Here is a 24,966-nt window from a genome sequence, read left to right on the forward strand (position 1 = left end):
CGCCGATGAAGGTTCTTTATTTCATTCCCAAGACAAAGGGCGGCAACCTCCCGTTCTTCACGAAAGAGTTTTTTGACCGTATCGCCGGCATGGCTGAGGCGCATGTCATGACGCCGAGGAACGGGGACGCGCCGCAGACGGGCAGCAGTGCCGTGGTGCACCGGCTGTCGGCATACCGGATGATGATAGGGCGCAACAAGAAACGCTTTAGCCGCATTGTCGGCGAGGTAGGTCCCGATATAATACACATCATAGGTTCGTGGGATATCACGGCATACTATATATATAGGTGGGCGGAGACGTACAGGATACCCGTTGTGTTGTCGCCCCTGAAAGGGCTTGCACCGTGGAACGTGCTCCGCTCTTATTGGTTGCGCCGTCTGCCACAACTGCTGTTGTATCAGAAGAGCCTGCTTTCCGGCACCCACGGCGTGCATGCGGTGGGCAGACAGGAGCAATCCTTCATTCTCGATGCCGCTCTGCATCCGTCGCTGCATCCGCGCAAGCCGTGGAACAGCCGCATTGCCGTGATTGAAGACCCCGTGCTGACGGACGCCATCGATGTGGCGGGCGCGGCAGCGGCGATGATGAGGCTTTACGCCAAGGTGCTCGACAGCAACCCGTTCATGCGGATGACGGAAGAAGAGGTGACTGCCGAGAGCGCCCTGCTGCGTGTCGGCATGTCGCAGGACAGCATCAGCGCGGACATACCCCGCGAGACAAGGCAGCGGCTCATGCAGATGAGCGATGCCGCGTGGCGCCGCATACTTCTGCATGCCACCGATGAAGGCATAGCGGATATGGTTACAAGAGGAGCACTTGCGATGCAATTAAAACGGAAAAGCATCGTTATAGAAAGTACAGGGCGCTTTGAAAACACGCGCCACAGCGACAAACGGCGCCCGGCGGACATTCCGGCAACGGCGAAAGGACGTAAGGCGGAAAGGCTCGCCGGCAGATACGGGGGCGACGATGCCGCGGTACGTATATGCAAGATGATTGTCAATGTGGCGCAGATGATGAAGAGCGGCACGCTCAGCCGCCGTCATCTGGCAGACCTTTACGCCGCCGTGAGGTTCGGCAACTGCAACGAGCGCGCCCTGCGCCTTATGCTCCGGCGGCTCCGTATGTCGAAGACGGCTGCGCGGCTTATGCAGATAATGGGCGAGACGCTGTGGCTCGAGCCGGGCTTTATGCCGCTGGAGCCGCTCGACGACAAGGGCACGGACGATATTAGAAAGACACTATTCAATCTGAAAATACAATGAAGCACATACATTCTGAAGTAGAGAAAGACACAAGATACCTGCGCCTGCTGTCGCAATCGTTCCCTACGGTTGCCAAGGCGAGCACGGAGATAATCAACCTGCGCGCCATTCTGAACCTGCCGAAGGGCACGGAGCACTTTCTTGCCGACATTCACGGCGAGCACGAGTCGTTCCGCCACGTTCTGAAAAACGCCTCGGGAAACATCAAGCGCAAGGTGAACGAGATATTCGGAGACGAGCTTACGCACGAGGAGAAACGCAACCTGTGCACGCTGATATACTATCCGGAGCAGAAGCTCGAGCTTATAAAGTCGACGGAGAGGGACATGCGCCAGTGGTATTTCACCACGATACACCGTCTGGTGAGGGTCTGCCGCGACGTGTCGAGCAAGTACACGCGTTCCAAGGTGCGCAAGTCGCTGCCCGACGACTTCTCGTACATCATCCAGGAGCTGCTTCACGAGCGCCCCGACGACGCCGACAAGGCGGCATACGTAAAGGTTATCACCGACACGATAATATCCACGGGCAGCGCCGACGACTTTATCGCTGCTATCTCCAACGTGATACAGCGTTTCGCGATAGACCAGCTGCACATCCTCGGCGACATATACGACCGCGGACCCGGCGCGCACATCATCATGGACACGCTGCGCACGTATCACAACTGGGACATACAGTGGGGCAACCACGACATACTGTGGATGGGCGCGCATGCCGGTAACGACGCCTGCATATGCAACGTGATACGCCTGTCGCTGCGCTATGCCAACCTTGCCACGCTCGAAGAGGGATACGGCATAAACCTCGTGCCCCTCGCCACGTTCGCCATGGAGCATTATGCCGACGACCCGTGCGAGGAGTTCTGTCCGAAGACCGACGCGGGATGCGACGGAATAAGCGAGAAGACGTACCGTCTGACCGCACAGATGCACAAGGCGATATCGGTGATACAGTTCAAAGTCGAGGCGGAGATATTCTCGCGCCACCCCGAGTGGGGCATGAACGACAGGGCGCTGCTGGGAAACATAGACTACAGCCGCGGCGTGTGCGCGATAGACGGCAAGGAATATGAGATGAAGAGCTGCCATTTCCCCACCATAGACCCGCGGAACCCCAACATGCTGACGGCAGACGAGCGCGAGTTGCTCGAACGCCTGCACCATTCGTTCACCGTGAGCGAGAAGCTGCACAAGCACATCAAGGCGCTGCTCAGTCACGGCTGCATGTATACGATAGCCAACCACAACCTGCTGTTCCACGCCTCCATTCCGTTGAACGCCGACGGCACGCTGAAAGAGGTGGAACTGTATGGCGGCAAGAAGTACAGCGGTCGCGAACTGCTGCACCGCACGGGCATGATAATACGTTCGGCGTTCCAGAGCGACACAGAGCCACAGGAAAAGAGTTTCGCCACGGACTATTTCCTCTATTTGTGGTGCGGTCCGGACTCCACGCTCTTCAACAAGTCGAAGATGGCGACCTTCGAGCGCTACTTCCTCAAGGACAAGGAAACCTATAAAGAGGGGAAGGGGCACTACTTCATGCTGCGCGACAACGAAGAGATAGTGGACCGCATACTCGATGCCTTCGGTGTGGAGGGACCCAACCGCCATATCATCAACGGACACGTGCCCGTGCATGTGGCGAGCGGCGAAAACCCCATAAAGGCGGGCGGCAAGCTGATGGTGATAGACGGTGGCTTCTCGCAGGCGTACCACAAGGAGACAGGCATCGCCGGATACACGCTCGTATACCACAGTCGCGGCTTCCAGCTCGTACAGCACGAGCCGTTCGCAAGCACCGAAGACGCCATAATGCGCGGGACCGACATCAAGAGCACGGCGCAGATTGTGGAGATGTCGGCGCACAGGATGCTTGTGGCGGATACGGACAACGGCCGCGAGCTGAAAAGGCAGATAACCGACCTGCAGAAGCTGCTCTACGCCTATCGTCACGGCGTGATAAAGGAGAATGCCAAGGGCTGACGCCCGTGCATGCCGGCGGAGCGATGATGTCTGCCGGTGACACAATGTCGGTTTTTACGTCCATATCCTTTCACCGTGATTTTTTATAACCCCGAAATAAGCGCGTCGCCGCAAAATACCGGTCGTTTGCACGCAAATACCGTAAATATTAGCGTGCAAACACAACTCTCTGAATATCATATACTTACGATAAACAGCATCTTCGTGTGCAGCGTAAACGCGCTTTACGGTGCCCAAAGATGCTCTTTTTAGGTCGTAAAGAGGCACTTTAGGGGGTGTAAAGAGGCGCTTTTTGACCCGTAAAGCGCCTCTATGGAAAAAAATCTCACGTTCGATAATTTTCTATCGCACGTTCGATAGATCCGAAACGCACGTCCGTTTGCCCGAAAACAGCATCGTTGCATTATTTTAACATCTCCTTTGACCGAAAACCGTTGCACTTTTGTTCTGACACATTGCCGCCCTTTTCCCGCAAACACGTTGCATAGTGTCACGCCGCGTCGATTTTTGTCCGATAACAATGCACCCTGTAGGGCTGTACCCCCGGTGCAGCCGCCCAAAGGATGCCTGCAACCGTCGCTTCGAGGGTGTCTGAATAAACAATCACCCGCCCCGCCCGCCGCATAGCCGCCCCCTCCGTCGCGCAGACGTATAAAATATGTTATTTATTTGCGGCTTCGTTAGATAAGTTTTATCTTTGCATACACAAAAAACTTTATATCTATGAATTTGAAAATACGCTTGTCGTTGATGAATTTCCTCGAGTTTGCCGTGTGGGGCGCCTACCTCACATCGATGGGAAACTATCTTGGAAAAGCAGGGATGGGAGCCGAGATATCATGGTTCTACGCCATCCAGGGAATAGTATCGATATTTATGCCCACGATAATGGGCATCGTTGCCGACCGCTACGTGCAGCCGCAGCGTCTGCTCGGCATCTGCCACTTCATAGCCGGCGCTGCAATGCTGTCGCTGTGCTACATCGGCATGACCGACGCCCACCCGGACAAAACGACGTTCATGGCGGTGTATATCGTCAGCGTGGCGTTCTACATGCCAACGCTGGCACTGTCCAACACCGCCGCATTCACAATGCTCAAAGACCACGGCATGGACACGGTGAAGGACTTTCCGCCCATACGCGTCTTCGGCACCGTGGGATTTATCGCCACTATGTGGTTTGTCAACTGTGCCGTGTGGGACAACGGCTCGCTGTTCTTCACTCTCGACGAGAACGCCGCAAAATTCCAGTACACATACATGCAGTTCGGCGTGTCGGGCATATTGGGACTGCTGCTATTTGCCTACTGCCTGACGCTGCCCCAGTGCCGTCTGGTCGGCAAACCGTCGCAGTCGGTTGCCGAGAGCCTCGGTCTTAACGCCTTCAAACTGTTCAAACAAAAGCGCATGGCGCTGTTCTTCATATTCTCCGCCCTCCTGGGCATGTCGCTGCAGGTGACAAACGGCTACGCCACACCGTTCATAACCAGCTTCAAAGGCGACCCGGCGATGGCAGACACCTTCGGCGCGAACAACGCCACCATGCTCGTGTCGCTCTCGCAGGTGGCAGAGGCGCTTTGCATACTCCTCATACCCTTCTTCCTCAAGCGCTACGGCATAAAGACCGTGATGCTCATCGCCATGTTCGCATGGGTGGGACGCTTCGGCTTCTTCGGACTGGGCAACCCCGCGTTCCCCGGCGTCATCCTCTTCATCCTCTCGTGCCTCGTCTACGGCGTGGCGTTCGACTTCTTCAACGTCTCGGGCGGTCTGTTCGTCGACAAAGAGTGCGATGTCAAGGTGAGAGCCTCCGCGCAGGGACTGTTCATGCTTATGACAAACGGGCTCGGAGCAACGGTGGGAACGCTCGCCGCGGGCGCTGTAATCAATAACTATTGCCAATGGAACGAACAGGGCTTCCTCATGGGCGACTGGAAGACATGCTGGTTCATATTCGCCGCCTATGCCCTCGTGGTGGGAGTGGCGTTTGCACTGGTATTTAATCCTGAAAAGAAGAATGTCAAGAATTAGGCTTGTGTTTAAAGGCGTGTCCGAGATAGTGGGCACCGACGACCTGGGAGTGCTGGTGCTCACCGACGAGAAAGAGCAGCGGCAGATAACCGTGGTGTGCGACAAGGCTATGGCGGTGCAGGCGGAGCTGCGCGTGCACCGGGTGCCGATAACGCAGATAATGCTGCCCGAAGTGCTCTGCAAAGTCCTTGCCAACCAGACGGAGCTGCAACTCGAGATACTCATCAGCGGCATCGACGACGGGCAGTATCGCGTGATGCTGTACAACAAGGACACGCTCGAACCGACGCTCATACGTGCCGGCGACGCCGTGTTGCTGTCGATGGCGGGAAACATACCTATTTATATAGACCACGACCTGATGATGCGCCAGTCGGTGCCATACAAGGAAGACTCGCGCGGCGTGTCGCTGCCCGTAAACACCATAAGCGACGAGATGCTGCAGGCGGCGCTCGACAAAGCCGTCGAGGACGAGAACTACGAACTCGCCTCGCATCTGCGCGACGAGCAGTTGCGGCGCGGAAAGAAATGACACACACAGGCATAACCGAGGCTTTACACAGATGAAAGAAGCAAGATATTTCTTTGTGCCCGATGCGGGGCAATGCACGGAACTGCCGCCCGACGAGGCGGTGCACGCGCTGCGTGTGCTGCGTCTGCAGAGCGGCGACGAGATGTTCCTCATGGACGGCGCCGGCAGCTTCTATCGCGCCGAAGTGGCGGAGACGTCGGGCAAGCGCTGCGCCTACGTCATACTTGAAGAAATGCCGCAGCACCGGGTGTGGGCAGGGCACATCCACGTGGCAATGGCGCCGACAAAGGTGATGGACCGCGTGGAGTGGTTCGCCGAGAAAGCCACAGAGGTGGGTGTCGACGAGCTGAGCTTTCTCAACTGTCGCTTCTCCGAACGCCGTGTGATGCGCGAAGACAGGATAGAAAAGATAGTGGTGTCCGCCGCAAAGCAGAGCCGCAAGCCGTGGATGCCCGTCGTAAACGCCATGACAGCCTTTGCCGACTTCATAAAAGAGCCGCGCCGCGGACGCAAGTTCATCGCCCACTGCTACGGCGAGTTTGAGCGCAAAGACCTCTTCAACGAGTTGCAGAACGTGGAAAGAGACGCCGACGTGACGGTGCTCATCGGTCCGGAAGGCGACTTTTCCGCCGACGAGGTGCGCATGGCGGAGGACTGCGGATACGAGTCGGTTACTCTCGGCGAGAGCCGTCTGCGCACGGAAACGGCGGCACTCGGTGCCGCAATGATGATGCAGCTTGTCAAAAGAAACGGCTGACGTGACCGATGCCGGCAAGCGTCGGTATTTGTAAAGCCGGTGCCGCATCTGCACATTATAATAGTATATTACGTTTAATTTAGAATATCTTCTGAATGTTGAAACAGATTATCATTGATACGGTCATGCGACCGCTGCTGACTGTACTGCCGCTGCTTGCGGTGCTTACGGCGCTGCTGTCGTCGTGTTCGGGCGACGACTACGTGAACGCCGTCCCCGCCAACAGCATCGCCCTGATGTCGGTAGACCTGCGCAGGATGGCAGACGAATGCACCGGAAACGATGTGGACAACGCAAAGCTGCTCAACAGACTGTTGCACGTTGAGAATGCCGGCGACTGCGGCATGGATCTCTCTGAAAAGATCTACATGTTTGAGTCGGCAGAAGGCAATCTTGGAGTCGTGGCGAAGGTAAAGAGCAGGTCGGACCTCGATACGTGGCTCGACAACCTTGCCAACGCAGGTGTCTGCCGCAACGCTGTCGAGCGCGGCGACATAGGCTTTGCGGTGATGAAAGACTCGTGGATTGTGGGCTTCTCGTCATCGAAACTTATGATAATGGGACCCGTCATCGCCTCGCAGCATGCCGAGGTGCAGCAGACAATGGCGAAATATCTGAAGCAGGACGAGGAAAACGGCATAAAGGGCACGCCGCTGTACGACAAGCTGGACAGCATAGACAGTCCAGTGGCGCTCGTTGCAAGGGCAAACGCCCTTCCCGAGAAGTTCGTCGCGCCCTTCATGATCGGCGCCCCAAAGGATGCGGATGCCTCGCAGATAGTCATTGCCGCCGCATTGTCCACGGAACAGGGCGGAATGATGAAGATTACGGGAGAGACATTCTCGTTTAACAAAGGCATAGACCGTCGGCTGAAAGAGGCGTATGCCGGTTATCGCCCCATAACCGATGAGTTTGTGGCAAATGTCGATGCCTCGTCGCTGTTTGCGGTATTCATGAATGTCGACGGAGCCGGATATATTTCTCTGCTGCATGAGGACAAGGCGGCGCAGGTGCTGCTCGCCGGTATGAACATGGCTGTGGACATGGACAATATAATAAGGAGCGTGGACGGAGACATGGCTCTTGTCGTTACGGGATATGACGGCGACAGGATGCAGATGCAGCTCGGCGCACGCCTAAAGACGCGCGGCTTTCTTGACGATGTGGACTATTGGAAGCAGTCGGCTCCCAAAGGCAGCGCCATAACCGACAACGGCAAGGATGCCTACCGCTATTCGGGCGGCGACTTCAGCTTCTGCTTCGGTGTCTCCGCAGACAATCGTTTCTATGCCGGCAGCACGGAGGCTCTGGCACGCGGCATACTGCAAAAGTCGCCTTCACCGTTCTCTCCGGAGATATGCAAGGCGCTGAAAGGACAACGGATGTGCATGCTCGTGAACGTGGCGAAAATGGCGGAGGACAACGAGATGATGGGTACGGTGATGCCGCTGCTCGTTCCCGTGATGGGTAAAGTCGGCACTATACTATATATAATAAGGTAATGGAGACCATAGAATTTCATTCGGTTCTTCCGCAGGTGTTTGCCGGGCGCGGCGATATCGTCTCGGATGTGTGGCGCAAAGACGTGTCATTCGACAAAGGCAGGCTGTATCTCGTTGAGGCGGAGAGCGGAAAGGGCAAGAGCACGTTCTGCAGTTATATCATGGGATACCGTCACGATTATTCCGGCGATGTGTTGATGGACGGCAAGAACGTCAGAGACATCGGGATAAAGGAGTGGACAGGCATACGTCGGAACAATATCAGCTATCTGTTCCAGGAACTGCGCCTGTTTCCGGAACTCACGGCTTTTGAAAACGTGGAGATAAAAAACAGACTTACAGGATTTAAGACCCGCAGCGACATCGAACGCTGGTTTGACATGCTGGGAATAGCGGATAAGATGAACACGAGGGTAGGGCAGATGTCTTTCGGACAGCAACAGCGTGTGGCAATGATGCGCGCCCTTGTGCAGCCGTTCGACTTTATTCTTGCCGACGAACCTGTAAGCCACCTCGACGAAGGCAACTCCGCCATAATGGGAGACATAATGATGACGGAAGCAAGGGCGCAGGGCGCCGGCGTCATCGTGACAAGTATAGGTAAGCATATGGCTTTGGATTACGAAAAGGTGTATCGGTTATGAGTCTTGTTTGGAAATTGCTGCGCAGCCATGTAAGCGTTCCGCAGCTTACGGGTTTCTTCTTTGCCAATCTTTTTGGCATGTTCATTGTGCTTCTCGGCTTTCAGTTTTATCGCGACGTGTTGCCGGTATTTACCGCGCAAGACAGTTTTATGCGTTCCGACTATCTTATATTGAGCAAGAAAGTGGGCACGGCAGCGGCATTGTCAGGGCGCACGCACTCGTTTGACGGTGCCGAGCGTGACGACGTTGCACGGCAGAGCTTTGCAGGCAAGGTGGGCAAGTTCACATCCACGGAGTATAAGGTGGATGCCAACATGGGTATAGCCGGTCATTCGGTGTTAAGTTCCGAACTGTTCTTCGAGAGTGTTCCGGACGACTTCATCGATATTCCGTTGAAAGACTGGCACTATGAAGAAGGCAGCAAGGAAATACCTATAATACTGCCACGTACATATATAAATATGTATAACTTCGGCTTTGCGCAGACGCATTCCCTGCCAAAGATAAGCGACGGGCTTGTGGGAATGATTGATTTCCGCATCTTCATACAGGGCAACGGGCATAACGACCTGTACAGCGGTAGGGTTGTAGGACTGTCTAACAGGCTCACAACTATATTGGTTCCGCAGTCTTTTATGGACTGGAGCAACGCATATTATGCTCCCGACGCCCATTCCGACCCTACGCGGCTTCTGCTTGAAGTGTCAAATCCGGCAGACGAGAGCATCGCAAAATATATAGATGCGAAAGGCTATGAGGTGGAAAGCGACAAGTTGCAGGCAGAGAAAACCACCTATTTCCTGCGCATGATAGTGTCGCTTGTCATGGCTGTAGGTCTGGTTATAAGCGCACTGAGCTTTTACATACTGATGCTCAGCATATATCTGCTTGTGCAGAAGAACTCTGCAAAACTTGAAAACCTTCTGCTCATTGGCTATACTCCTGCAAGGGTTGCGATGCCGTATCAGATGCTTGCCGCGGTACTGAACATAATTGTACTGTTGCTTACGCTGATATTGATATACGTTGTGCGCGGATATTACATGGACATGATAGTGGCAGTATTCCCGCAACTTGAAAGCGCTACGCTGCTTCCCGCAATACTTGCAGGGCTGTTGTTGCTGGTCATTGTCACAGTTCTCAATGTCCTGATAATACGCAATAAAGTGATGAAAATATGGTATGGAAAGTAGTGCATATATGCAGAAACAGTGCGAAAACGCACTTTTTTCGAAAAAATATGTCCGTTTTCTTTGTCGTTTAAAATAAATGCTGTACCTTTGCACTCGCAATTAAGAAATAACACTTATTGCTAATAAAAAGCGGATGCGCTTGTAGCTCAGTTGGTAGAGCATCTGACTCTTAATCAGAGGGTCCAGGGTTCGAACCCCTGCAGGCGTACAAAGGTGGAGAAAAGCAATTTTCTCCACCTTTTTTATTGTTGTTGTTGAAGCAGTGGAATGTCGCGCCGGGTACGTTCATTCAGCAATTTATAACCTATTACGGCTCCTGCCACAGATGCCGCGAATATCCCTGTTTTTGCCTGAAGCAGATAATTGGTGTCGTTAAAGGCAAGTGTGGAGATGAACACGGACATCGTAAAGCCGATGGAAGCAAGAAAACCTATGCCTGCAATTCTGCGCGTCGTGAGGAATGCAGGTCTGTCCGTTATCCCCGTTTTTATAAGAATAAGAGTTGCGAACATAATGCCGGCGGGCTTTCCGATAAGAAGTCCGAGCATGGTTCCTGCCGCTATGTTTGTGGAGAATATGTCTGCAACGTTGGTGTCAATGAATGATATACCGGAATTTGCAATGGCAAAGACAGGCATTATTACGAAGGATACAAGCGGATGCATGGCGTTTTCAAGGCGCTGTAATGGCGGAATGGCATCTTTGGAGCGTCCTATTATACTGTCTATTACTTCCACCTGCTCGTGTTCAAGAGTCGACACGTTGTTGGGCTTTATGCCTTTGAAGCGTTTCAGAAGCTTTGCGGCATGTGCGATATAGTCGGTTTCGGGCAGCCGCGAGTCTGCCGGTATTACAAGAGCGGCAAGCACGGCGGCTATCGTTGCGTGTATGCCGGACATGAGAAATGCAAGCCACACGCCGCCGATGCCCACAATTCCATAGAAGACAACACTTTTAATCCCAAGTTTGTTTGCGGCAAACATGATGAGGAGGAAGCATACTCCTATGCCGATGTTTGCAAGTGATATCTCTGATGTGTAGAAGAATGCGATGACAAGAACGGCACCGAGGTCGTCGACAATGGCAAGCGTTGTAAGGAATATTTTTATGGAAAGAGGTATCTTGTTGCCGAGCAAATACAGTATCGCGAGTGAAAAGGCAATGTCTGTAGCCATGGGAATGCCCCAGCCGCCGGCTGTTTCTCCGGTGTTCAAAGCAAGATATATTGCTGCCGGGAAGAGCATACCGGATATGGCGGCGCCTATGGGGAGTATAGTGTTGCGTATGTCTGCAAGTTCTCCGCCTATGAACTCACGTTTCAGTTCAAGACCCACCACGAAGAAGAACATCGACATCAGACCGTCGTTGATCCAGTGGTGCAGGCTGTAATACAATATGGGTGAACCGTTGAATATAAGTCCTATCTTCTGTTCAAAGAAACTGAAGTATGCCTCATGCCACGGACTGTTGGCAAGTATCATGGCTGCAACGATGCTGATACCGAGTACTATGCCGCCCGATTTCTCCTGATTGATAAAATGCTGTATAGGCAATGCCAGTCCGTTACTGAACTTCTTTTGATATCCCTTTTTCATGATTTGTGCTTTTGGTGCCGCTACAAAGATATTTATAAAAAGAAGTATTCCGGTTCCGTATTTTATGCTTTTAAATATTATTACTGTTATTACAGCAAGATAAAAAAATGTAAATAAGCCCGCCTTTAGCATTCCCGGTTGCGCAAAATTTCGTATATTTGTTTTGTGAAGAGAGGCACATCGCCTTTAAAGTATGAAAATCAAAAGGTATAATAAATAATTATATAGATAAAACCCCGATGTATATAGTTTCAAAACGGATGGAAATAGCCGGATGTCACAGGCTCAGTCTTCCCTATGAAAGCAGATGCACCCGTATGCATGGTCATAACTGGATTGTAACGGTGCATTGTAAGTCGAAGACCTTGAACAATGAAGGAATGGTTGTGGATTTCAAACATATAAAAGACAAGATACATTCATATCTCGATCATGGTAACTTTAACGAACTGCTGAATTTCAATCCTACAGCCGAGAATATAGCCAAGTGGATATGCGATAATGTTCCGTTGTGTTTCCGTGTGGACGTGGAAGAGAGCGGCAATAATAAGGCAACGTATATAAAAGATGATGAGGAGGAACGGATTTGAGGATAAACGAGATATTCTATTCTTTGCAGGGTGAGGGCTTTTTCACCGGCACTCCCGCTGTCTTCATACGATTCTTGGGATGCAATCTTGCATGTGATTTCTGCGATACCGTTCACGGGCGGTATTATGAAGCAACGCAGGAAGATATATTGGATACGATATCCGGGTATCCGTCAAGGCATGTCGTCATAACCGGAGGAGAACCGTCGTTGCAGCTTACCGATGAATTTGTGACTGCTCTTCATGAGCGTGGATATTTCGTTCAGGTTGAGACAAACGGCACGATACGGCTTCCCGACACTGTGGACTGGATCACCTGTTCGCCTAAAAACCGTGATGTTGTATATAATGAAGTCGACGAACTGAAAGTGGTATATATGGGGAAAGGGCAGGATATGACCCTTTATGACGGTATAAAAGCCTCTGTATATTGCCTGCAACCGTGCGATGTGAAGGATGAAAAGCGCAATGCCGTGATTGTTGCGGACACGATAGAATATATAAAGCAACATCCTAAATGGCGGCTTTCGTTGCAGACACATAAGATACTGGATGTAAGATGATGATAGAATCGGTTGCTTATTAGCGATTGATATATATAGATTTAATATTGAACAGCCAATTGGAATATGAGAAAAGTGCTTGTTTTTATAATGATTTCATGTTTTTCGTGCGCCGTTTCGGCACAGGAAAGTTCCGAGATATCTTCTTTTACGGACAATGCAGGTGTCTTGTATGATACGGAGAAGTTGTGCGACATCAGGCAAACATCATTTCCTGCATCTTCTTTCGACATGCCGGACAATGCCTTTATGTCGTATCATGGCGATTCTTTAGCCCTGCCACGGCTCAATATGTACGGACAGACTGCTATCAGTTCATATCCTTTTTACGGCTTGGGATATACGGACTGGAGCCTGCATAAAGGACTGAATGTGAATATCGGTGCATCGGTGTTTGCCACGTTCGGCAAGCATTCGCATTATAAAGGCGCAGGCTTCGGGCAGAATATATCGATGATGTATGCCATGCCCATAACAAACAAACTGTCGGTTGCACTTGGCGGATATTTTACGAATACGTCGTGGAGCCACGATTCTTATCGTGATGCGGGGCTTAATGCCGTTCTTGGATATAAATTCAACGAGCGTTGGGAGGCATACCTCTTTGCACAGAAGTCGCTTGTCAACAAACGCATGCCTCTTCCTCTCTATGATATAAACGGTTTGGGCGACCGTATAGGTGCTGCGGTGAAGTATAATTTCAGCCCTTCGTTCAGCATTCAGATGTCCGTATCGACATCTCAGTATGATTTGCCTATATATACCGACACCGGCTTTCCGCCGATGCGATGACATTGTTGGTTCCTGTAAATTAGTCCGTTACAACTTTCCTGTTGCCAATAGCAAAAGATAGGCAATGTCCAAAAGCGTATATATACCAAGGCTGCATTTATCGAACCGTCCCTTTTTGTTATGGCTCCTTGCAAGTATAAGCACGCTCAGTACGAGCGACAATATTATTAATCCGGTTGCAACGTACTTGATAATGTCATTGTCCAATGAGTTGCTTATTGTTACAATAAAAAGCGCAATGACGTTTAAATCTATTGTGTAATCCTCTATTGCCTTATACACATGCGGTTTCATAATGCCATAGATTATAAGTGAACATTGATATTTTTGTTTATACTGCAAATCTCGTTTATAAATCTATCTCTGTCCTTAGGGGAAATCATTACAGTCTCTTTGTTTTTTAGTTTCAGTCTGATTCTGTCAAGCGATATGGCGGGAGAGCTTTGCATGTCTTTTGTCTTGTTTACTTCGACAATGTCGTGTATGTCAATGGTTTTATTGATGAATATTCCGCAACGTATCGTCAGCATGTCTTCTTCAATTATGTATGCTGTTCCGTATATAATGTTAAGGAATATCAGGATGACGGTTAAATCTATGACAATTCCGAGCCATACAATCTCAGGAACAAACATCGGCACACTACTTATTGCAATGATACAAAATACAATAAGTATCAGACCGATGTCGATTTTAGATTTATATTTAGTCATATACTGTTAATACTGTTTGTCATAAGCTGTTGCTGTCATTAATGTAAAGTAAACTCAGCTACAGGTATATCATTCAGGTCTTTGTATGTTCTTATGAACGTTCCGTTTTCAAAAACATAGAATGAACCGAAGTCTCTTTCTTTTTCATTTGTTCCTGTGAGTTCATTATAAAAAAGTCTGTCTAGCTTCTGATAGTTGTCTGTTCCGTATGTCTCCGGGTCTATGGCAAGTGTCGGGATTGTATTTCCGTGTGCCAATGAAAGATTTTCGTATGTTCCTGCTATCAATATCAGGCTGTATCCTTTCTCTTTACAGATATGCTCTGCCTGTACGGGAGATACACATTGTTCGCTACGGCAAAAGGATAGATAACTGTATACTACAGCGTGCCTTACACTTTTAATATATTCTTTTACCTGTCCGGCATTCACTATATATGTGTTCCCGTCAGCAGTCAGTTGTCCTATATTGCCGTCAGGCTTCTTTACCTGTGACCGTTCTTCTTCAGATAGAGTATAATACCCCGTACTGTTTAACGATATACATGACGTTACGACATTAAGTATTATGACAATAAATATAGGCTTTTTCATAATGGCAACAGACTGTGTTTATAACCCTTGCTTCTTTAATATATCGCAGATTTCTTTCTTTATGCCGTCATTCATATTCCCTTTTCCTGCAATATATTCGCGCAATGATTTTAGGTTTACTTTCAATCCCTTGATGTATTCTTTAATGTCGCAGTCGGTCTTGTCTATCTGTATAATGTATATGTTCTCATATACGTTATCCGTTGAGTTGTATTCTTTGTTTTTGTCGCCTCCATTGCTCTTCATGCTTACCGTTGCATTTATCTTTAGCAGATTGTCTATGTACATTGTATTCTCCTGTGATGCGTAAGTAAGCTTTTCTTTGGCAGACTCTAACGTTGTTACAATCCCGAGTGTCTTTGTCGATATAGTGTCTTTGCCGGTAATATTGTCTATGGTCAGTTCTGTTGTGCCTTCTTTCATCGCTGTTGTTACCGGTACATATTTTGTGTTGATTGAGCGTGTACCCTCTGCCAATATTCTGTTTACAAGCTTCTTTGTCAAGTCCGGTGTTGCCGGACGACTGTTCTTGCTGTTCTTTTGCGACGCACTTTCTATTACATTACGTTTTATTCTTATCTTGTCTTTAATGTATGAGATATTGTATACCGCTATACATTCCGAACTATACAGTGGTGATGTGCCGTTTACATCTTGTGTGCGGCTTTCAAACGTAACGATGTTCAGTTCTTTATGATCTTCGATGTTGCCTCCTTTGTACAGAAAGGCGTTTCGGAAGTCAGCAACGGTATTGTTGTCCTTTTGCGATATTATCAACTGGGCTTGTGTTGCCTGAACTGTAATCAAAAGAAGGGTTAAGGAAATAAGATGCTTTTTCATAATTGTTTATAATAGATTGTTTGGATGTAAAATTAGTGATAATTCTCGTAAATATCTATTTCTGTTTCTTTAATGCAGCGTGATTTAACTTATATTATATATGATAGACCAATGTTAGTCCATTGTCAGGCAATATCTCTTTTGTACTTGTTTTCTTTTTTATGATATTGCCATCGAGCATCCATAACACCTCTATCGTTATTTTCTTGCTTTGTTGCTGTTTGTTTTCTAAATAGAAAATGGTTCTGATATCATCCGAAATGATATTTGTATGTACTTCCGCTTCATATTTGTTATTGGTGTCGTCCGGAATCAATGTATATGGTGACAGATGTTTCTCTTCATTGTGTATGAAAAACAAATCTTTTCCGGTGTCGGATATACCGGAAAATTCAATTTTTGATACAACTTCAACAGCTCCGCTTAAACGTATAATACAACCGTTTACTTGCTTTACAGCATGCTCATCATCATTACAAGAAGTGATGAGCATGCTGAACAGGATGATGAATAAGATATTCTTCATATCTTGTTAATATACAAAATCATATGGTAATATAATCTTTGCTCCATCCATTGGTAATACATACCAGACAGATGCTCCGGCTGCGTTATAAACTAAAGCAATTGTATAAAAAGACCACTTTATCTTTTTTACAGTTACATTACCGTTTTTTGTTTGAGTTGTTGTTTTAATAACACCTTCTTCTCTTGTTGTCCAATCAATGTATCCGCAAATTTCAGGTAAGTCAAAATCAACGTCTTTAGCTCCGTCGGGTAAAGTTATAGTTCCAGACGTTTCGTATATATCTGCAAAATATACTCCGGTTGGAACACCTTTAACATTGGAAATAACGACTTTTTGTCTGTCTAATATTTTCTTAGGTGTACCTTGAGCTGTTCCATCATGTTTATTTCCTGGTTGTATAGCATGAGTTGTTATATGGCTTTTAGTAATATATTCAACACTTAAGGTGTCTTCTATGTTTGAATAATTGGATATTGCTTTTGATTTATATGGAGTTTTTGATTTTAAAAGTTGAATAGTTTCTTTCTCTTCAATAATGCTATCAGTCTCATCTTGTGAACATGATATTAAAGGCATTGTAAAAACAATTGACATAATAAATGTCATAATCTTGAAATTCTTCATAAAAATAGTTTTTAGTTAATAATCATTCTTCTTCAAGTCTTCCCATAAAATACTTCTCATCGTAGAATATTTCTATGGTATATTTTTCATTGTCATATTCTTCCGGCACGAAAATAGTGTTTGATGATGGTGCAATTGTTATGGTATCATCATACATGATATTTCCGATATTGTCTTTAATAATAATATGTACATTATATATTAAAGAGTCAGAATCGATTGTTACGAAATCTCGTTCATTTGTTATGCTACTGATAGCAATGGGGTGAGGTGTTCCGCTGCTACCGCCTGTAAATATTCTTATGTCTTGTGCATTTGTTGATGTATGATACAAGACTAAGCCTAAAAATGTAAATATAAAATGTTTCATGTTATTTGTTTTGAATGCTCAAAGGTATAATAAAGGTCATTGTACACTAAGGAATTAATTGCGCAAAAGTATGCGTAATTAATTCCTTGGTGTATATTCTATTGCGCAAAATAGTGCGCATGATTTATAATGATGTTATAATGAGGATATTACATCATCCCAGTCTTTTGCAGATGTAACAGTTCCAAATTCTCCAAAAGCTCTCTTATAAAGCCTACGTCTTGTAGAATTAACTCCAGATGAACTTAAGTTCATAAAGTTTCCTATATCTGATAATGACAAGCCGCTTTTTAATAATAGACAAAATCGGTAGTCTTTAAGACTCATTTTGCATAACTTCGTGAGTTTATTGTTGAAGTTTGGATATAATATATTTATTGTTTTATCAAGTTCTTGCCATTCCTCATCTGTTAGTTTCTTCTTTTCATTAGGATTATTTATAATATGTTTTATGCGTATATATATATTGCTATCTTCCATTTTTGTTTTTATCGGTTGTATAAAATCTGATATATCCGAAATCTTTTCTATCAATAAATTGTATTTGTCGAGTTTAATTCTCTTCTTTACTTTTATAAATACGATTGTGTATGCAATAATCACAATTATAAATAAAATAAAGGATGACAAAATTATTATAGTTACAGTCTTATTACTATTCTCATGTTTCAGACGTATATTTTCTTTTTCTTTTAAGCTGTAATTGTATTGGTTGTTTTTTTGCATGACAACCTCAGTTGCAGTAATAAGATTTACAGAGTCAGTATATATGTGGTATTGTTCCAAATGATGAAATGCTTTTTGCTGCTGATTGTTTATTATAAAATATTTAGCGAGTTCCTTGTGTGCTTGTTGTTTTGTTTGTATATTGCCGCAAGAAATCAATTCTTTATAATATGTAATAGCGGTATCTGTATATCCAAGTCCCATATAAGTACGTGCAGCGATAGATAATATACTGTTTTTATTATAATATCCTTTATAGGCAAGTACATATTCTATAAGATTTCTTGCTTGTATATATTTTCCTTCTATTGAATACATGTTGGCTTTTTGTGAGCATACATCAATTTCAAGGTTTTTGTTCTTCTGCTTCTTTGCAAGTATCAAGGCTTTATCTATATAAAGAAAGGCACTGTCTTTCTTGTTCTTGTCGAAATATGCACAGGCAATATCTCTCAGTGTGTATATGCACGATGCGGTGTCTCCTGAGGCTACATAGCACGAGTCGGCTTTCAAGAACATTTTAAGGGCGTTGCCGTCCAGCCATTGCGATGCGTATATGTATCCCAATTGGTTGTACGTCCTGCCTTTGAGGTTTGTTTCACTTTCAGGTATAATGTCGAGAACCTTCATGTAATAGTCCATGGCTTGTGGCATGTCGTTCATGGACTGATACACTTTTCCTGCATAGTAGTATGCCTGTGTGAGCATATTTATGTCATTGTCATGCTCTTCATAATACTCCACGACAGGGCGTATAAGGCTGTCTGATGTGAATTTGTTAAACGAATAGACATCAGATTTCACCTTAATCAGCTTCCAGCGTATTTGTTCTTCTTCGCTGCCTGTTGTAACGGAGTCTTTTATCCGCTCGAGTATTGCCGTTGCTTTCTGTGCGTCGACGCCGGTAAGGCTGTCGGCTGTGTCAAGTTGTTTCCGGTAATGATTGCCTTTGCATGCAACGCCGGAGATAGTAATGATTGCGGCTATGACTATGTATGCTGCGATATTACATGCCTTTTTGACAGTTATTGCAGATAGATATATATTACGATTTGTTGTCATACGTGTTGTTTGACTGCTATTAAGTAGATGTTCAAAATTAAACGTACATATATTAATCGGTAGATGCTATTATTACTTTATCATTATCTTGCACGCTCTTTCGGGCTGTTTTCTCATGTCTCATCGGTCGTGTAGCCCGCTACACTCCCTCTTCGGACATAAAAAAACATCACCAAAATAACGTACAATATAATAATAATTAATTTCTAACATCTACTTATAATAATAACGAGATGCTTCATGTTTTATTATTACATGTCCGGTAGGTCTATTCCTTCAGTTTCAACCTCAGGCTGTTCAGCACCACGCTGATGCTCGAGAAAGCCATTAGGGCACTTGCCCACATTGGTGTTATCTGCCAGTCTGTGCCGAAAAGACGGGGGATGCCTGCTGCCAACGGTATACAGACGATGTTGTATATGAATGCCCAGAAAAGGTTCTGGCGTATCATGCCGATGGTTCTGCGCGACAGTCTTATGGCTTCGGGTATGCGGCGCAGGTCCGTTCCCATGAGTGTCATCTGTGCAACGTCCATCGCTATGTCCGTTCCCTTGCCCATAGCGATGCTTACATCTGCCGTTGCGAGCGCCTGAGTGTCGTTTATGCCGTCGCCAACCATTGCCACATGCCTGCCTTCGCGTTGCAACGTGCGCACCAGCTCTTCCTTGTCGCCGGGAAGAACCTTGCTGCGATAGTTGCTTATCCCTGCCTTTTCCGCCCAGTAAGCCGCCGCCTTGTCGTTGTCTCCGCTCATCATATATACCTCTATGCCCTCTGCTTTAAGCATCTCTATAGCCTCTCTTGCATGCGGTTTGAGGGTTTCCCGCTCCTCGGGAGCCATGTCTGCGGCTTTTGTAAAGTCGGCATCCTTGTTGGGTATGGTAAGTGTTCCGGTCTTGTCTATGACAAGCGCGTCCGTGCATCTTATGCTTTCGAGCGCCGTGGCGTCCTTTATCAGTATGTTTTTGCGTGCCGCCTTGCCTATGCCTACCATTAGTGCCGTGGGCGTGGCAAGTCCCAATGCGCACGGGCATGCTATCACAAGCACCGATACTGCCGACATAATGGCGCGCGGCATAGCCTCTTCGCCTCCTGCTGCAATCCATACTACGAAGGTAAGCAGCGATATGACAAGTATCGTTGGCACGAACACTGCCGCTATCCTGTCGGTTATGCGCTGTACGGGCGCCTTGCTGCCCTGCGCTTCCTGCACGGTCTTTATTATCTGTGCCAGCATTGTCGCGCTGCCCACCTCTTCTGCGCCGAACAACACACGCCCCTGGCGTACGATTGTACCGGCATAAACCTTGTCGCCGGCACATCTCTTTGCCGGCAGAGGCTCGCCGTTTATCGTGCTTTCGTCGATGTATGCCGTGCCCTCCTTTACCGTTCCGTCCACGGGCACCTTGTCTCCACCGTTCACTTCGATGATGTCTCCTCTCATAAGTGCGGCTATCGGCACGTCTTCCGCCTGCCCGTTGCTCACCACCCGTGCCGTTTTGGGCGCAAGTCCCATGAGAGCCTTTATCGCCGATGCCGTACCTTTCTTTGCTTTCTCTTCGAGCAGTCTGCCGGTGAGCACAAAGGTTATTATCATTATCGAGGCGTCGAAATACGTGTGGCTTTCCATTCCGTGCCCTTTCCATGTCTCCTCGCCATAGAATGTGTTGAACACGCTGAACAGAAACGCGATGCTCGTGCTCATGGCTACGAGCGTATCCATGTTTGCCGACCCGTGCATGAGCTGTCGCCATGCGTTGATGTAAAACCGGCTTCCGCTATAAACCATGTTCGCAAGGGCGATGACAAGCATCGTGATGTTGGCTGCCATGACGTTTTCTATGGATACGGCACCCATGGAAACGCACATTGCGGCGATGGCGAGCAGCCACGACACCGCAGCCTTTTTCAGCATACTGCGGTATGCCTTGCGCTCTATCGCGTCTACGGACACCTGTTCGTCGGTTATCATGTCATAGCCCGCCTTAGCCAGTTCTTCTTTCATAGCCCGGAGATTTGTTGCTTTCGGGTCGTAGTATATCGTGACCGTGCGTGCCGCGAAGTTTACCTCCGCCTTTTCCACGCCGTCCATTCCGTTCAGTTTCCGTTCCACCGTAGCGGCGCATCCTGCACACATCATGCCCGTAACGGGTATCACTTTGCTTTCCATTCCTTCTTTTTAAGTGTAAAGGTAATGATTTCTTCTGAACGTTACAAATTTTATTGGAATATGAAGGTAGGAGGAGATAATGGGAGGTAGGGGCTGTTTGTATGAAGATAAAAGGAGATATGGGACGATATGTGGTGGGACGCTTATATGAAGATAAAAGGAGTTAAAGGAAGATATGTGGCTGACGCCACGGGAGATAAAGGACAATAGTCTTATAAGGGTGTGGGCTTTGCGGCTCTATTATAAATTATAATGGGTATGTCCTGCGGCTTCGGATGCTCCGGGGAGCATCCCTACTTGGCACAGACACCTGCATCAACAAACTTTTGTAGGCATTCCCAATTATAAATCATGAATTATCAATTATTAATTATATTGCGTTTTCTCCTTTCTTTTTGATTTTTCATAACTCCGAAATACTGCGATGTTCATAAAAAGAAGCTGTTTGGACAGAAATAACGCCAAAATTCGTGTGCAGGTATAACGCGCTTGATATCAATGTATTACGTGTAAAAGTGAGGAAATGTGCATCGTTTGTGATTAGAAAGTTGCCTGATTACTATGTGAAAGTTGCCTGATTACGTTCCAAAAGCAGCCCTTTTACACTGCTAAATGCGGCATTTAAGACCATAAAAGCACGTGTTTTATCCTCTTTTGCACGTGATATTGGGGAGAAAAGCACGTGCGTTTATCAAAAAACGCACGCCTTTTCGTCATTCATGATTACTCTTAACAACTTTTAAGACGTAGAACGCAACTTTTTGATAACGGTTTTGAAATGACAAAATGATATGAGAATACAATTTATAGTTGACAATTGATAATTGATAATTTACAACTGGGATTATCAGAATTTCACTTTTCCACCCTCACAACCCTTATGCCCGGCATCGTCTTTCTTCTCTGTAGATATTGATAAAGCGTCAAAGGCTCTTCCACCACCTTGTGGCGTATGCTCGAAGCGTTGAGCATGTGCAGACCGTCGCTGTGCCACACGGCTATGCCTATGTGCTGCGTGTCAAGTCCTTTTATGCTTGTTGTCGTCGCTATTATGTCGCCGTCGTGTATTGTCCGGCGGAGCAGTCGGGTGTTCTTTACTTCCGATTTCGGTATATATCTGTATCTTTTCCCAGTCAGTTCTTTCTCGGTATTGCGTATCTTTGCAATGTATGAAGGGTTGAGATGCAGCATCCTGTAGCTCGACACGTGCGATGTCATATAATTGATATCGAGTGTCTGCACTGCTGTGAATGGCGGTGCGGGCGACTGTATCTCATGGCAAAGCCCTTTCCGTGTGTTATGTTCAATCCACGATGTGAAGTAGTGCAGGCGGTCGGTGTAGTGAGGTTGTTTTCCTTTTGCATAGCGTATCAGGGCTATTTTGTCGCAGAAATCCTTGAATGTGGTCTTGTTTTCTTTCATGCAGAGCGTCAGGGCGAGCACGTTTTCAACGTATGTCGTACAGTCGAGTTGCCGCAGGTTTATTATCAGATGTTCCGTGTCGTTTACCTCAAGCGTGTGAGCCACGTAGGGCAGTCCGAGCATCCGGCGTGCAAAGAACACCATGTGGTTTGTGCCGTCGGGCTGTCTTTTCGCCTCAGCGAACAGTTTCATTACATATATGCTGTCTTCTTTTTCGTATTGTACGGCTGCCCTTGCCGTGGCAAAAGAGAACAATATCAGTATTGACAATAATGTTGTTTTCATCTTAATAAGAATTGATTTATGACATCTGCTTATGCTTTTATTTCTTTCCGAAGTTCATTCCTACATATATGTTCAGCGATCCGAACATGCTGTTGGTTGAAAACTGACTTTTATGATAGTTGTATGAATGCAATATCGTGCTTGCTCCGGCATACCATTTCGTATTGTTCCACACCAGACCGAAACGTCCGATGCCGTCGATGTTTATGTCGTCGAAGTTAAAGTCGCGCAGGAAAAAGTTGTTTTTGTCAATGCGGTCTCCGTCACTCTTCTTGTATGCTAAGCCGACAGACAGCGATGCGGAGAACAGAAAGTTGCGTGCAAACACCCAGTTGTAAGCATAGCCGCCCGATATTGAATACGATGTATAGCGCACATTGTTGAACATAAGACCGTTGTCGAGCTTAATGTCTTCGCCCGTATAATCAGGATTGTTGTTCAGATTTTCCGTTATCACCCGTTCAAGTTCCTTGTGGTCCAGACTTATGTCGTGCGTCATGTAGCCTATGCCGAGCAGGGGAGAGCCGCAACTGCGCTTCTGACATGTGCTTTGACTGAATGCCGCCGGATAGGAGAACTTGCGGTGATTGAGGATATAGTACAGGTCAAACCCCTTGATTTTTACACTAAGTCCGGAGAAGGGAATGCCTTTCAGTATCTTTTCATCCATACCGTTGCCCAAATCAGCTTTACGTATGCGGTAGTCGTTGCCCGTTTTGCGGTAATACAGGTCTATGCCGATAAGCGAACTGTAAAGGCTTAGGTCAAGTTCTTTCTTGTTTTCGCTGTGGTCGAACTTGCTTATATCAACCGTATAGCCGAGAAACACCCAGCGCCAGCCAACGTATGGACCGATTTTTACAGTGGGGCGCGGGGCAAAGGTAACCGATTGCCCCGATTTGCTGTTTATTTTATATTCCTCGTATGTAGTGGTGTTTTGCAGCATTACGGTGTAATTATAATGCTGAGGCTCGATGTAATTGGTGTCTATCTTGTTGAAGTCTCTGAAAACGCCTGTAAAAACTCGTCCTATTCTTCGGAATATGGTGTTTTTCTTTACCTTTACGCATGTATCTGCCTGTATCGGTTGGTTTTCAGCCTGCATGGCAAATGCAGGCAGGAACATCAGTAGTATGACAGCCGGATAGCGCATGGGCACTTTAGAATTTACCAAGTATACGGTCCATTACCCAGTTTACCGGCGTTGCTGATATGCTTGTACACGAGCAGGTGCCTATGCCCTGCAGATGTTCCACCACCGATTTTATCATTGGCAGCTGTACATACTGCGGGTTGGGAATGGTAAGCCTGACAGTGCCTTCGCTGGTGATGAGCGTTATAGGCTCGTATGTAAAGACCGAAAAACGCAGCATGCCTTTATCACCTATTATTTCTATGCGGTCTTCCTTGGCAGACTGGTGTCCGACAAAGCACCATGAACCGCTTCCCGGCAGTCCGTTTTCAAACTTGAAACATGCGCTTACGCTGTCTTCCGCCTTGTATAGTCCGGCACGGTTGGCACACATCCCGTCTGCCTCTATTATCACTCCGAACATTTCCTGAAGCAGATCAAGCTGGTGCGGGGCAAGGTCGTAGAAGTATCCGCCGCCTGCAATATCCGGTTGAACACGCCATGGAAGAGAGTCCGAATTATAGTCCAAGTCACGCGGAGGGCATGAAAAGCGTATCTGTACATTGATGATTTTCCCTATTTTCCCTTCGCTTACAATATCCTTTACACGCTGGAAATAAGGAAGACATCGGCGGTAATATGCTACAAAACACGGTATTCCTGTCTGCTCGCTTACCCTGTTTATGCGTGCGCAGTCGTCGTAGCTGGCAGCAAGCGGCTTCTCTATATAAACCGGTTTGCCTGCATACATCGCCATTATGGCAAACGTGGCATGGCTCGACGGCGGTGTGGCAATATATATGGCATTCATGTCCGGGTCGTCCACAAGTTCCTGTGCGTCGGTATACCATTTGCTTATGTGGTGTTTCTCTGCATACGAACGGGCTTTTTTCTCGCTCCTGCTCATGACAGCTACAATCTGTGAACCTTCTATTTCGTTAAAAGCCGGACCGGATTTCTTTTCGGTAACCTCTCCACAACCGATGAATCCCCAGTTTATCTGTTTCATATAATGCTGTATATAGTTGATGTATATATATGCAAA

At 47.2% G+C, this 24,966-nt stretch carries 24 protein-coding genes and 1 tRNA gene; 12 read left to right on the plus strand and 13 right to left on the minus strand.

Annotation, left to right across the window (positions count from 1 at the left end):
- The first annotated feature begins 5 nt into the window (after window positions 1-5).
- The 9 genes from HPS54_RS03695 (at window position 6) to HPS54_RS03735 (ending at window position 10,123) form a co-directional block, all read left to right on the plus strand.
- Window positions 6-1,268 (plus strand): glycosyltransferase family protein, encoded by a 1,263-nt coding sequence (locus tag HPS54_RS03695; protein WP_172344126.1) that lies wholly within the window; start codon window positions 6-8, stop codon window positions 1,266-1,268.
- A complete protein-coding gene (locus HPS54_RS03700; protein WP_172344127.1) occupies window positions 1,265-3,256 on the plus strand; it encodes a fructose-1,6-bisphosphatase in 1,992 nt (663 codons plus the stop codon). The genes HPS54_RS03695 and HPS54_RS03700 overlap by 4 nt, the downstream gene beginning before the upstream one ends.
- A gap of 723 nt (window positions 3,257-3,979) precedes the next feature.
- Entirely contained in the window at window positions 3,980-5,287 is a 1,308-nt protein-coding gene (locus HPS54_RS03705) for an MFS transporter (RefSeq protein WP_172344128.1), read from the plus strand.
- Window positions 5,274-5,819, plus strand: coding sequence for a bifunctional nuclease domain-containing protein (locus HPS54_RS03710; protein ID WP_172344129.1), 546 nt, complete (start codon window positions 5,274-5,276; stop codon window positions 5,817-5,819). Before HPS54_RS03705 ends, HPS54_RS03710 begins: the two co-directional genes overlap by 14 nt.
- A gap of 31 nt (window positions 5,820-5,850) precedes the next feature.
- Window positions 5,851-6,576 (plus strand): 16S rRNA (uracil(1498)-N(3))-methyltransferase, encoded by a 726-nt coding sequence (locus tag HPS54_RS03715; RefSeq protein WP_172344130.1) that lies wholly within the window; start codon window positions 5,851-5,853, stop codon window positions 6,574-6,576.
- 95 nt (window positions 6,577-6,671) lie between these two features.
- Entirely contained in the window at window positions 6,672-8,078 is a 1,407-nt protein-coding gene (locus HPS54_RS03720; protein ID WP_172344131.1) for a DUF4836 family protein, read from the plus strand.
- Complete coding sequence (locus tag HPS54_RS03725) at window positions 8,078-8,722, plus strand: ATP-binding cassette domain-containing protein (protein ID WP_172344132.1); 645 nt, start codon at window positions 8,078-8,080, stop codon at window positions 8,720-8,722. The genes HPS54_RS03720 and HPS54_RS03725 overlap by 1 nt, the downstream gene beginning before the upstream one ends.
- Window positions 8,719-9,915 carry an ABC transporter permease gene (locus HPS54_RS03730; RefSeq protein WP_172344133.1) on the plus strand — a complete coding sequence of 399 codons (1,197 nt, stop codon included), beginning with the start codon at window positions 8,719-8,721 and terminating at the stop codon, window positions 9,913-9,915. Before HPS54_RS03725 ends, HPS54_RS03730 begins: the two co-directional genes overlap by 4 nt.
- 135 nt (window positions 9,916-10,050) lie before the next feature.
- Window positions 10,051-10,123: transfer RNA gene (locus tag HPS54_RS03735), tRNA-Lys, on the plus strand.
- A gap of 34 nt (window positions 10,124-10,157) precedes the next feature.
- Here HPS54_RS03735 and nhaA read toward each other — a convergent pair.
- Window positions 10,158-11,510, minus strand: coding sequence for a Na+/H+ antiporter NhaA (gene nhaA / locus HPS54_RS03740; protein ID WP_172344134.1), 1,353 nt, complete (start codon window positions 11,508-11,510; stop codon window positions 10,158-10,160).
- A gap of 239 nt (window positions 11,511-11,749) precedes the next feature.
- On the opposite strand from nhaA, the gene HPS54_RS03745 reads away from it, so the two are divergent.
- From HPS54_RS03745 to HPS54_RS03755, 3 genes are all read left to right on the plus strand, one after another.
- Window positions 11,750-12,100 carry a 6-pyruvoyl trahydropterin synthase family protein gene (locus HPS54_RS03745; protein ID WP_172344135.1) on the plus strand — a complete coding sequence of 117 codons (351 nt, stop codon included), beginning with the start codon at window positions 11,750-11,752 and terminating at the stop codon, window positions 12,098-12,100.
- Window positions 12,097-12,663, plus strand: a complete 567-nt coding sequence (locus HPS54_RS03750) for a 7-carboxy-7-deazaguanine synthase QueE (protein ID WP_172344136.1) — start codon at window positions 12,097-12,099, stop codon at window positions 12,661-12,663. Before HPS54_RS03745 ends, HPS54_RS03750 begins: the two co-directional genes overlap by 4 nt.
- Window positions 12,664-12,729: 66 nt before the next feature.
- Window positions 12,730-13,455, plus strand: a complete 726-nt coding sequence (locus HPS54_RS03755; protein ID WP_172344137.1) for a hypothetical protein — start codon at window positions 12,730-12,732, stop codon at window positions 13,453-13,455.
- 27 nt (window positions 13,456-13,482) lie between these two features.
- On the opposite strand, the gene HPS54_RS03760 is transcribed toward HPS54_RS03755, so the two are convergent.
- From HPS54_RS03760 to HPS54_RS03815, 12 genes are all read right to left on the minus strand, one after another.
- Window positions 13,483-13,749, minus strand: coding sequence for a hypothetical protein (locus tag HPS54_RS03760; protein ID WP_172344138.1), 267 nt, complete (start codon window positions 13,747-13,749; stop codon window positions 13,483-13,485).
- A gap of 11 nt (window positions 13,750-13,760) precedes the next feature.
- The gene (locus tag HPS54_RS03765; protein ID WP_172344139.1) at window positions 13,761-14,168 is read right to left on the minus strand and encodes a PH domain-containing protein; all 408 of its coding nucleotides are present in this window, start codon (window positions 14,166-14,168) and stop codon (window positions 13,761-13,763) included.
- Between the two features lie 38 nt (window positions 14,169-14,206).
- Entirely contained in the window at window positions 14,207-14,761 is a 555-nt protein-coding gene (locus tag HPS54_RS03770; protein ID WP_172344140.1) for a hypothetical protein, read from the minus strand.
- An 18-nt stretch (window positions 14,762-14,779) separates the two neighbouring features.
- Window positions 14,780-15,601 carry a hypothetical protein gene (locus HPS54_RS03775; protein WP_172344141.1) on the minus strand — a complete coding sequence of 274 codons (822 nt, stop codon included), beginning with the start codon at window positions 15,599-15,601 and terminating at the stop codon, window positions 14,780-14,782.
- Window positions 15,602-15,695: 94 nt separating this feature from the next.
- The gene (locus tag HPS54_RS03780; RefSeq protein WP_172344142.1) at window positions 15,696-16,127 is read right to left on the minus strand and encodes a hypothetical protein; all 432 of its coding nucleotides are present in this window, start codon (window positions 16,125-16,127) and stop codon (window positions 15,696-15,698) included.
- Between the two features lie 6 nt (window positions 16,128-16,133).
- Window positions 16,134-16,754, minus strand: a complete 621-nt coding sequence (locus HPS54_RS03785) for a hypothetical protein (RefSeq protein WP_172344143.1) — start codon at window positions 16,752-16,754, stop codon at window positions 16,134-16,136.
- A gap of 22 nt (window positions 16,755-16,776) precedes the next feature.
- Complete coding sequence (locus HPS54_RS03790) at window positions 16,777-17,124, minus strand: DUF3244 domain-containing protein (RefSeq protein ID WP_172344144.1); 348 nt, start codon at window positions 17,122-17,124, stop codon at window positions 16,777-16,779.
- 135 nt (window positions 17,125-17,259) lie between these two features.
- Window positions 17,260-18,594, minus strand: a complete 1,335-nt coding sequence (locus HPS54_RS03795) for a tetratricopeptide repeat protein (protein WP_172344145.1) — start codon at window positions 18,592-18,594, stop codon at window positions 17,260-17,262.
- A gap of 586 nt (window positions 18,595-19,180) precedes the next feature.
- Window positions 19,181-21,082 carry a heavy metal translocating P-type ATPase gene (locus tag HPS54_RS03800; RefSeq protein ID WP_172344146.1) on the minus strand — a complete coding sequence of 634 codons (1,902 nt, stop codon included), beginning with the start codon at window positions 21,080-21,082 and terminating at the stop codon, window positions 19,181-19,183.
- A gap of 855 nt (window positions 21,083-21,937) precedes the next feature.
- Complete coding sequence (locus HPS54_RS03805; protein WP_172344147.1) at window positions 21,938-22,789, minus strand: N-acetylmuramoyl-L-alanine amidase-like domain-containing protein; 852 nt, start codon at window positions 22,787-22,789, stop codon at window positions 21,938-21,940.
- 37 nt (window positions 22,790-22,826) lie between these two features.
- Entirely contained in the window at window positions 22,827-23,963 is a 1,137-nt protein-coding gene (locus HPS54_RS03810; RefSeq protein WP_253951923.1) for a DUF4421 domain-containing protein, read from the minus strand.
- Entirely contained in the window at window positions 23,950-24,930 is a 981-nt protein-coding gene (locus HPS54_RS03815; protein WP_172344148.1) for a Gfo/Idh/MocA family protein, read from the minus strand. The genes HPS54_RS03810 and HPS54_RS03815 overlap by 14 nt, the downstream gene beginning before the upstream one ends.
- Window positions 24,931-24,966 lie beyond the last annotated feature (36 nt).

It is taken from the genome of Xylanibacter caecicola (assembly GCF_013166515.1).
Lineage (GTDB): Bacteria > Bacteroidota > Bacteroidia > Bacteroidales > Bacteroidaceae > Prevotella > Prevotella caecicola.

What these genes read in the sequence shown, in the direction of transcription:
- HPS54_RS03700 (WP_172344127.1), top strand. Translation starts at nt 1,265, where the DNA reads ATGAAGCACATACATTCTGAAGTAGAGAAAGACACAAGATACCTGCGC.
- HPS54_RS03745 (WP_172344135.1), top strand. Translation starts at nt 11,750, where the DNA reads ATGTATATAGTTTCAAAACGGATGGAAATAGCCGGATGTCACAGGCTC.
- HPS54_RS03725 (WP_172344132.1), top strand. Translation starts at nt 8,078, where the DNA reads ATGGAGACCATAGAATTTCATTCGGTTCTTCCGCAGGTGTTTGCCGGG.
- HPS54_RS03760 (WP_172344138.1), bottom strand. Translation starts at nt 13,749, where the DNA reads ATGAAACCGCATGTGTATAAGGCAATAGAGGATTACACAATAGATTTA.
- HPS54_RS03710 (WP_172344129.1), top strand. Translation starts at nt 5,274, where the DNA reads ATGTCAAGAATTAGGCTTGTGTTTAAAGGCGTGTCCGAGATAGTGGGC.
- HPS54_RS03765 (WP_172344139.1), bottom strand. Translation starts at nt 14,168, where the DNA reads ATGACTAAATATAAATCTAAAATCGACATCGGTCTGATACTTATTGTA.
- HPS54_RS03715 (WP_172344130.1), top strand. Translation starts at nt 5,851, where the DNA reads ATGAAAGAAGCAAGATATTTCTTTGTGCCCGATGCGGGGCAATGCACG.
- HPS54_RS03800 (WP_172344146.1), bottom strand. Translation starts at nt 21,082, where the DNA reads ATGGAAAGCAAAGTGATACCCGTTACGGGCATGATGTGTGCAGGATGC.
- HPS54_RS03730 (WP_172344133.1), top strand. Translation starts at nt 8,719, where the DNA reads ATGAGTCTTGTTTGGAAATTGCTGCGCAGCCATGTAAGCGTTCCGCAG.
- HPS54_RS03705 (WP_172344128.1), top strand. Translation starts at nt 3,980, where the DNA reads ATGAATTTGAAAATACGCTTGTCGTTGATGAATTTCCTCGAGTTTGCC.
- HPS54_RS03805 (WP_172344147.1), bottom strand. Translation starts at nt 22,789, where the DNA reads ATGAAAACAACATTATTGTCAATACTGATATTGTTCTCTTTTGCCACG.
- HPS54_RS03770 (WP_172344140.1), bottom strand. Translation starts at nt 14,761, where the DNA reads ATGAAAAAGCCTATATTTATTGTCATAATACTTAATGTCGTAACGTCA.
- HPS54_RS03780 (WP_172344142.1), bottom strand. Translation starts at nt 16,127, where the DNA reads ATGAAGAATATCTTATTCATCATCCTGTTCAGCATGCTCATCACTTCT.
- HPS54_RS03775 (WP_172344141.1), bottom strand. Translation starts at nt 15,601, where the DNA reads ATGAAAAAGCATCTTATTTCCTTAACCCTTCTTTTGATTACAGTTCAG.
- HPS54_RS03695 (WP_172344126.1), top strand. Translation starts at nt 6, where the DNA reads ATGAAGGTTCTTTATTTCATTCCCAAGACAAAGGGCGGCAACCTCCCG.
- HPS54_RS03755 (WP_172344137.1), top strand. Translation starts at nt 12,730, where the DNA reads ATGAGAAAAGTGCTTGTTTTTATAATGATTTCATGTTTTTCGTGCGCC.
- HPS54_RS03785 (WP_172344143.1), bottom strand. Translation starts at nt 16,754, where the DNA reads ATGAAGAATTTCAAGATTATGACATTTATTATGTCAATTGTTTTTACA.
- nhaA (WP_172344134.1), bottom strand. Translation starts at nt 11,510, where the DNA reads ATGAAAAAGGGATATCAAAAGAAGTTCAGTAACGGACTGGCATTGCCT.
- HPS54_RS03720 (WP_172344131.1), top strand. Translation starts at nt 6,672, where the DNA reads ATGTTGAAACAGATTATCATTGATACGGTCATGCGACCGCTGCTGACT.
- HPS54_RS03815 (WP_172344148.1), bottom strand. Translation starts at nt 24,930, where the DNA reads ATGAAACAGATAAACTGGGGATTCATCGGTTGTGGAGAGGTTACCGAA.
- HPS54_RS03790 (WP_172344144.1), bottom strand. Translation starts at nt 17,124, where the DNA reads ATGAAACATTTTATATTTACATTTTTAGGCTTAGTCTTGTATCATACA.